Below are 8,433 nucleotides of genomic sequence, written 5' to 3'. Positions count from 1 at the left end.
ACGGCGGGCACGGTCCGTACGGCGGGCACGGTCCGTACGGCGGGCACGGCGACACGGCGAAGGGCGCGCCGCACCACCCGCGGAGCGCGGCGGGCGCCGGCTCCACGTCCACGCCTGAACGGACCCCGGTGAGGAAGCCTGCCCCCCGCCCGAAGCCGACCCCCACCAGGATCCGCGTTCCCGCGACAGGTCCCGGGACGTTCGTCACCGCGACGGCGGGCGGGAGGAAGTCCGGCCGCGGGGCGCATCTGCTGCGCTACCGGGTGCAGGTCGAGTCGGGGCTCGACCTCTCGCCGGACCGGGCGGCCGGCGAGATCGCCGACATCCTCGCCGCGCCCCGTGGCTGGACGCACGACGGGACCGCCTCCTTCCAGCCCGCCGGCGCCGGACAGCCCTATGACCTCACGGTGCGGATCGCGACCCCGGGCACGGCGGACACCCTGTGCTGGGAGGGCATCCACCAGGACACCGAGGGCGAGTACAACTGCGAGGTGCCCGGCGGGGTGGTGGTGAACCTCAGACGCTGGGTGGAGGGCTCGCCCACCTTCGACGGTCCGATCCACGACTACCGGGCGCTGATCATCAATCATGAGATGGGGCACTACCTGGGCTACACGCACATGACCTGCGCCGGCCGCGGCCGGCCGGCGCCCGTGATGATGCAGCAGATCAAGGGTCTGCACGGATGCGTCGCCAACGCCTGGCCCTACGACAGCGACGGCCGTTTCGTCTCCGGGCCCCGGGTGCCGTGAACCGCCGCGGCCGGGCGGCGCGGTGGATCTCCGGTCCCGCAGGTCCGCGCCGTCGGCGGCGCGTTCGCGGTCCGGCTGGAACCGTGCGGCGGACTCATCCGTCTTCCGTCGGAGAACCGGCACGTGTCCGTTCGAGCATGGGGGTTGGGCGTTGTCGATCGAGCTGCCGTCCGAGCTTGTCTGGATCATGGATCTGATGGGGCTCAACTGGCCCGACGTGGACGAGGACGAGCTGCGTGAGTGGGCCGGGCACGTCCGGGAGTTCGGGCAGGGGATGTCGGAGACCCACGACGACACGGACATCCTGGTGAAGAACCTGGGCGGCGCGTACGAGGGAGCCTCCTACGACGCCCTGCTCGCCCGTTGGGGCGAGGCCTCCACCGAACACATGACGGTGCTGATCGACTGCTGCGGAGTGCTGGCGACGAGTCTGGAGATCGCCGCCGACGCGGTGGTCGTCGCCAAGATGGCGGTGATCGCCCAACTGGTGGCGATGGCCGCGGAGATGGCGGCGGCGGCAGCGGCGGCGGTCGCCACCCTCGGGGCCGCCGCGGCGGCGGAGGCGGCGATCGTCGAGGCGGGCAAGCGGATCGTGAACGCGATCCTCCAGGAGATCGAGGACGCCATCGTCGGACAGCTGGTCTCGGTGGCGATTGAACCCTTCCAGGCGGCCATCGAACGGGCGGTCTCCGGTCTGGTCTTCCACGGGGTCGAGGCAGCACTGGGTGTCGGGGGTGCCGAGTGAGTCAGGGTTTCAGAGCCGACCGGAACGCACTCTCGCAGGCCGCGAGCCGTGCGCACGAGCACGCGGACCGGGTGGAGCGGCACTCGCGCAACCTGGACGCCGGGACCCGGGGCCGGGTTCTCGGGCGCGGCAAGCTCGGCCGGATCGTGGACAAGGCGGTCCGCCCGGTCATCGACTCCATGATCGGCGACATGTCGAAGGCGATGGCCGGCGGCCACCGCTCCATCGGCCGAGGTCTGGAGATCACCAAGAAGAATCTCGACGACGCCGAGAAGGCGGTCCAGAAGGGCTTCAAGGGGGCGGGCACCTCGCTCTCCGGGGAGAAGATCAAGCTGGAGCCCGGTCAGTCGGTGCCGGGCCGCAAGCCGCTTCGTCAGCTGTACCACCGCCGCATCGACGAGCGGGTGGACGAGCTGGAGAGCCAGGGCCACGGCGTCGGCCGGCACCTGAGGGTGACGGACCAGCAGCTCAAGGACCGCCTCGGCACTCCGGTGATGCAGGGCCCGGCCGGTGCGCAGACCGTCGCCAGGCACCCGGTGACCGGCTACGTCCAGTCGACCAACAAGATCGACCCGCTGCACGGTCCCGACGCCAAGACGAACCTCAGCCCGCCCGACCTCTACTACGACGCCGACAAGGGCGCCCCGAACCGGCACAAGTGCGACAGCTACTCCACGGCCTTCAAGGACAACGAGTCCTTCGTCTACGCGGACCAGTACGCGCGCTCCAAACTCGACCCCACCCGCACCGACCGCCAGGTCGTCGAGTTCTCCCCGCAGGAGGCATGGGGGCCGGGCGGGCACGCCGGAAGATTCCGCGGCTACTACATCGACCCGCAGAATCCGCTCAATCACGACGGATCGATCAACTACAAGGACGTCAATTTCAAGGACGCCACCATCAAAGCGGTCTACGAGCCGGACGGAAACGGCGGCCACAAACTCCACACGATGTTCCCGGAACCGGCATTCAAGCACAACCGGCACCGGCACCAGGGGCTATGATATTCTGTCCCGCCGGAGCGGCGGCACCAGTGGATTGCGGTGAATTCTGATGGGCTGGACGGCTTGGGAGATTCCTGGCTGGCATGAGGACGAGCGGCTTCGCGAGTTCTACCGGAACGCTTTCCATCCGGAGCTGATCGACGACATCGCGGTGTACCGCGACTCGGCGCGGGACGGCAGCCCGTACGCCGCCCGGCTGCGCGAGAGCCTGGAGTACCTGCTGGCGCAGCGGCCCGCGTCGATCAGGGAGTGGTGGAGCCTCACCCGGTACCCGTTCCAGTCCGATGATGAGCTCTATGAATTCCTCGCGGATGTCCATGCGTATTTCTACGGCGATCGCGCCGAACCGCCGATCGCTCCCGCACCCTGATTCTCCACACGCGTCGAAAAAGGAGCCCCGTCTCTATGCCGCTTCGTGACGAGCTGCCGCCCCGCACCGGTCCGTGGGCGAGCCGCTTCGACTCCGAGGAATCACTCGTCCAGGCCGAGGACGCCCTCCGCGCTGCGGCTCTGAGCACCCATGACCTGTCCCCGGTCCTGCCGTTCGAGGCCGTCTACGGTCCCTTCCTGAACTGCGCGGGGAAGGCCACCGCAATCGCCATCGACCCGCGTGAGCCGTACGGCCCCGACGGGCAGGTCAACTATGTGTACGCCGATTTCCTCACGCTCGGCCTGCTGTACGGCGTCTACCGCCCCGCGCAGGGCACCGGACCCGAGGGGCCCGCGGTGGAGGACGACCTGTGGAACACGACGGTGTACCCCTACCCGGGTGGCGTCCTGGACCCGACCGCCGTTCCGCTGGCCGAGCTCGGCCTCGAGGTGCCGGGCGTGGATCGGCGCTTTGTGCACTTCTGCGCGGCGATGCTCGGTGTCGAGGCGGTGGACGACCTCGGTGAGCTGCGCGACACCTTCGACGCCGCCTGGCCCGACTACCGCGAGGTCATCAGGGCGGGGCTGCTGCACCTGTTGAAGAACCGCCCGCTGTCGGTCGACCAGTGGTACCAGCTGACCTATGTGCGCTTTCCCGACCAGCAGGAGCTGACCGCCTATCTGGCGCAGGTCTACGCCTTTCTCTTCGACGGCTTCGACGCGGTGCCGCTCGCCCCGCAGTAGGCGGGGCGCTGCCGGAGGCGCTTCAGGTGGGTGACGGCCTCGCCGAGGACGGTGTACCGCTTGCGGAAGGTGAACCGGGGCGGGCTCCGGCCGGCTTCGGTGGGCCGCTGCCGGAGACCGGCCGTGGATGTTCCGCCCGCGTCCACGCCGCGCTGAGCACCGACGACCCAAGGCGGCCGAGGGGCCCAACCGCCGTGCGCCCGTCGGCGGGGACGCGGTGACCACGTGGCGTGGACGCCGCAGCTGCTGTTTCCGGTGATTCCGCCGGGCGACCTGAATGTGAGCGTTAATAAGCAGGTTGGCCCCAAAGGGGTACATGCGGGTACATGCGGTACCTCGTCGGGATGTCGCCGACCCGCTCGTCCAGCTGCCCTGGTGCTCCGACATGCATGATTCCGCCCACGAAGTTTGACGGCGGCATTGCGGAACGGGGGTCGCCGGATTAGCGTGACGTGTCGAGCGCATTGTGAGCGCTAACAATCCAGGTAGCCGAGGAGCACGCATGAACTTGTCCCGGGTCGGATTCCGCCTCGGAGTGGCGGCCGCCGCCCTGGTGGCGGTGGCCGCTCTGGCGTCGCCCGCAGGAGCGGCCACATCGTCGGACTCGTCGTCGGCCCCGCCGTCGGCCTCGTTCCAGTGGACGTCCAGCGGGCCGCTCATCGGGCCCAAGCCGGATGCCACCCATGCCTCGCTGGCCGTCAAGGACCCCTCTGTGGTCTATGTGAACGGCAAGTACCACGTCTTCATGACCACGGCTGACGGCAATGGGTGGGGTCTGGCCTACACCAGCTTCACCGACTGGTCGCAGGCCGCGGACGCCCCGATCACCTACCTGGACCGGTCCGGCATCGGTCCGGGATACCGCGCCGCGCCGGAGGTCTTCTGGTTCGAGCCGCAGAAGCGCTGGTACCTGGTGTTCCAGGACGGCCAGGGCGGGGCCTACTCGACGACCACCGACATCGACGACCCGCTGTCGTGGAGTCCGGTCGGCCACTTCTACACGGGTGGTATGCCGGACGTCATCAAGCAGAACATCGGCAACGGGTACTGGGTCGACTTCTTCAACACCTGCGACGAGAAGAACTGCTACCTGTTCTCCTCCGACGACAACGGCCACCTCTACCGGTCCGAGACGACCGTCAAGGACTTCCCGAACGGGTACCACAACACCACCATCGCCCTTTCGGACCCGAACCGCTTCAAGCTGTTCGAGGCGAGCAACATCTACAAGATCCAGCGCTCGGGGCAGTACCTGCTCATCGTCGAGGCCATCGGGGACGACGGCCGGAGGATGTTCCGCTCCTGGACGGGCAGCAGCCTGGCCGGGCAGTGGAAACCGCTCGCCGACACGGCCGAGAACCCCTTCGCGCGGTCGACCAACGTCTCCTTCGACGGCACGCCCTGGACGCAGGACATCTCGCACGGCGAGGTGGTGCGGCACCACGTGAACCAGGAAATGATCATCGACCCGTGCGAGCCGCTGCAGTACCTGTACCAGGGTCTCGACCCGGCCGCGCAGAACCCCTACGGTGCGCTGCCCTACCGTCTCGGCCTGCTCACCGCGCAGGGCCCGAACCCCGTCAGCGCCTTCTGCAAGGCGGACCACGAGTAATCCCCGCAAGGAGTGTGATCTCGCATGTCCTGGTCCTCTCAACCGCGTAGCCGCAGGCAGGTGCTGGCGGCCGGCACCGGTCTGGTCGTGGCTGCCGCGGCCTCCGCCGCTCACATCCCGCAGGCCGCCGCCGCCGAGCCCGCCGGCGCCGCCGGGCAGACCTCCCCGCCCCCTTCGGCGCAGTACACCAACCCGGTGTTCTGGCAGGACTTCGCGGACATCGACATCATCCGCGTGGCCGACACGTACTACTACTCCGCCTCCACCATGCACTACTCGCCGGGGGCGCCGATCCTCCGCTCCTACGACCTGGTCAACTGGGAGTTCGCAGGACACTCCGTACCCGTCCTGGACTTCGGGGACAAGTACGACCTGAACGGCGGACGCGGCTACGTCAGGGGCATATGGGCGTCCACCCTCGGCTACCGGCCGAGCAACGAGACGTTCTACTGGCTGGGTCACATCGACTTCGCCAAGACCTACGTCTACACCGCCGCATCCGTGGAGGGCCCCTGGAGCCGGCACACCACGATCGACAACGTGTACTACGACGCGGGGATGCTCGTCGACGACGACGACACGATCTACGTGGCCTACGGCAACACCGACATCCACGTGGCCCAGCTCTCGCCCGACGCGCGCAGCGAGGTCCGGTCGGAGCACGTGTTCAGCACACCGCCGAGTGTCGGCGTCCTGGAGGGCTCCCGCTTCTACAAGATCAACGGGAACTACTACATCTTCGTCACCCGGCCGGCCAACGGCCAGTACATCCTGAAGTCCACGACGGGTCCCTTCGGGCCGTACACGATGCAGCAGCTCCTCCTCGACCTGAAGGGCCCGATCCCCGGCGGCGGAGTTCCGCACCAGGGCGGACTCGTGCAGACCCAGAGCGGCGACTGGTACTACATGGCCTTCGTGGACGCGTTTCCCGGCGGTCGCGTCCCGGCCATGGCCCCGATCACCTGGACGCCGGACGGCTGGCCCGTCCTGCAACTCGTCGACGGTGCCTGGGGTACGTCCTATCCCCGCCCGAACCTCCCCCCGCCACCCCGGCCGGTCGAACCGCTCATCGGAATCGACACCTTCAAGGGCCAGGTCCTCGGGCCGCAGTGGGAGTGGAACCACAACCCGGACAACAGCAAGTGGTCGCTCGACGGCCAACTGCGCCTGGGGACCGCGACGGTGACCGAGGACCTCTACTCGGCCCGGAACACCCTGACCCACCGTATCCAGGGCCCCTCGTCCACAGCGACCATCGTCCTGAACTACGCCCGGATGAAGCCCGGGGACCGGGCAGGACTGGCACTGCTGCGCGACCTGTCCGCATGGATCGGCGTCAGGCGCGACGGCGACACCTACACGCTCGCCACCGTCGACGGCGTCGCCATGGACGGGAACTGGAACACCGTCAGCACAGGCGACGAGCGCGCGAGCACCGACGTCTCGGACCACCGCCAGATATGGCTGCGGGTCAACGCGGACATCCGCCCCGGGCCGGGCCGTCAGGGGACATTCTCCTACAGCACCGACGGCGTCCACTTCACGCCTCTGGGCCCGGCTCTCACGCTGAAGGACAACTGGACGTTCTTCATGGGCTACCGGTTCGCCGTCTTCAACTACGCCACCGAGGAGCTGGGAGGCGAAGTGGCGGTGAAGCAGTTCGCGTTGACGACACCGTGACGCGACACGTCCCGGAGGCCGGCGCGCGTCTGGTCGGTCCCGCCTCCACCGCGCCCGCGGCCGCCTCCTGCGGCCGCGGGCGCGGTGCGTCGACCCGGCGGTCCGTCACGGCCGGGCACTACAGGCGCTGCAGGCGTTCGGCGGCTTCGGTGAGAACGTCGGGCCGCTTGCAGAAGGCGAAGCGGACCTGGGTGCGGCCGGCTTCGGGGTGGTCGTAGAAGACGGAGTTGGGGACGGCGACGACGCCGCACTTCTCCGGGAGGGTGCGGCAGAAGGTCAGGGCGTCGACCCCGGGGGCCAGCCGGGCGATGTCGGTGGTGATGAAGTAGGTGCCCTGCGGCTCGTACACGGTGAAGCCGGCGTCGCGCAGGCCGGTGGCCAGCAGGTCGCGCTTTGCCTGGAGGTCGGTGCGGAAGGCCTCGTAGTAGGTGCCGGGAAGGGCCAGGGCCTCGGCGACGGCGTACTGGAAGGGGCCCGAGGCGACGTACGTCAGGAACTGCTTCGCCGTGCGGACCGCCGTGACGAGTTCGCGGGAGCCCGTGACCCAGCCGACCTTCCATCCGGTGAAGGAGAAGGTCTTGCCCGCGGAGGAGATGGTCACCGTGCGCTCGCGCATGCCCGGGAGGGCGGCGATCGGGTGGTGGGACCCGGCGAAGACCAGGTGCTCGTACACCTCGTCGCTGACCACGAGCAGGTCGTGCTCGACCGCCAGCGCGGCGATCGCCGACAGCTCCGCCTTGTCGAGCACCGTCCCGGTGGGGTTGTGCGGGGAGTTGAGCAGCAGGATGCGGGTGCGCGGGGTGATGAGGGAGCGGAGCCGGTCGAGGTCCGGCCGGAAGTCGGGCGCGTGCAGGGTCAGCGGGACCCGGCGGGCTCCGGCCATGGCGATGCAGGCCGCGTAGGAGTCGTAGAACGGCTCCAGGGCGATCACCTCGTCGCCCGGTTCCAGCAGCGCGAGCATCGCGGCGGCGATGGCCTCGGTGGCGCCCGCGGTGACCAGGACCTCGGTGTCGGGGTCGTGGTCGAGGCCGTAGAACCGCTGCTGGTGCTCGGCGACGGCGGTACGCAGCTCGGGGATGCCGGGGCCGGGCGGGTACTGGTTGCCGCGGCCCTCGACGACCGCCCGGGCCGCCGCCTCGGCGATCTCCGAGGGCCCGTCGATGTCGGGGAACCCCTGGCCGAGGTTGATCGAACCGGTCCTGACGGCCAGTGCCGACATCTCGGCGAAGATGGTGGTGCCCATCCCGTCGAGCCTGCGGTTGAGCAGCGGCCTCGCACTCATGCGGTCTCCCTGGTCCCAGCGTCCGTCCGTCGGTCCGCGGGCCATCCTCCGCCCCGCCGTCGGGCGCGGCAAATCCCGGCCCGGGCGGTGCGCGGTGCGGCGGTCAGCCCGGCGGCCTGCGGGTGAGGTGGTTCCACTCGGCGTCGGGCAGGCCGGGGACGGCGCGGCCGACGGCGCGCCACTGCTCGGCCAGGGACGCGAAGAGCGGGGTGTCCAGCCAGGCGGCGGGCGGGGCGGAGCGGGGG

At 69.5% G+C, this 8,433-nt stretch carries 8 protein-coding genes; 7 read left to right on the top strand and 1 reads right to left on the bottom strand.

All coding sequences use genetic code 11. The features are described from left to right. The 7 genes from AOK09_RS33805 to AOK09_RS33775 form a co-directional block, all read left to right on the top strand. Positions 1-752, top strand: a 752-nt coding sequence (locus tag AOK09_RS33805) for a DUF3152 domain-containing protein (protein ID WP_055591043.1), incomplete at its 5' end; no start/stop codon positions are given. Positions 753-903: 151 nt separating this feature from the next. Then, positions 904-1,497: a WXG100-like domain-containing protein gene (locus tag AOK09_RS33800; RefSeq protein ID WP_055591042.1), complete on the top strand. Its 594-nt coding sequence runs from the start codon at positions 904-906 to the stop codon at positions 1,495-1,497. Positions 1,498-1,568: 71 nt separating this feature from the next. Further along, a complete protein-coding gene (locus AOK09_RS33795) occupies positions 1,569-2,501 on the top strand; it encodes a hypothetical protein (RefSeq protein ID WP_157876145.1) in 933 nt (310 codons plus the stop codon). A 49-nt stretch (positions 2,502-2,550) separates the two neighbouring features. Beyond that, positions 2,551-2,871 (top strand): hypothetical protein, encoded by a 321-nt coding sequence (locus AOK09_RS33790; protein ID WP_055591040.1) that lies wholly within the window; start codon positions 2,551-2,553, stop codon positions 2,869-2,871. Positions 2,872-2,906: 35 nt separating this feature from the next. Further along, complete coding sequence (locus tag AOK09_RS33785; RefSeq protein ID WP_055591039.1) at positions 2,907-3,614, top strand: hypothetical protein; 708 nt, start codon at positions 2,907-2,909, stop codon at positions 3,612-3,614. A 502-nt stretch (positions 3,615-4,116) separates the two neighbouring features. Continuing rightward, positions 4,117-5,226, top strand: a complete 1,110-nt coding sequence (locus AOK09_RS33780) for a non-reducing end alpha-L-arabinofuranosidase family hydrolase (RefSeq protein ID WP_055591038.1) — start codon at positions 4,117-4,119, stop codon at positions 5,224-5,226. A 24-nt stretch (positions 5,227-5,250) separates the two neighbouring features. Continuing rightward, positions 5,251-6,906 carry a glycoside hydrolase family 43 protein gene (locus AOK09_RS33775; protein WP_055591037.1) on the top strand — a complete coding sequence of 552 codons (1,656 nt, stop codon included), beginning with the start codon at positions 5,251-5,253 and terminating at the stop codon, positions 6,904-6,906. A 118-nt stretch (positions 6,907-7,024) separates the two neighbouring features. Here the strand turns inward: AOK09_RS33775 and AOK09_RS33770 are convergent, their stop codons facing one another. Beyond that, positions 7,025-8,188: a pyridoxal phosphate-dependent aminotransferase gene (locus tag AOK09_RS33770; protein ID WP_055591036.1), complete on the bottom strand. Its 1,164-nt coding sequence runs from the start codon at positions 8,186-8,188 to the stop codon at positions 7,025-7,027. Positions 8,189-8,433: the final 245 nt, after the last annotated feature.

Source organism: Peterkaempfera griseoplana (genome assembly GCF_001418575.1).
Taxonomy (GTDB): Bacteria; Actinomycetota; Actinomycetes; order Streptomycetales; family Streptomycetaceae; genus Peterkaempfera; species Peterkaempfera griseoplana.
This window is presented reverse-complemented; position numbering and strand designations above follow the sequence as displayed.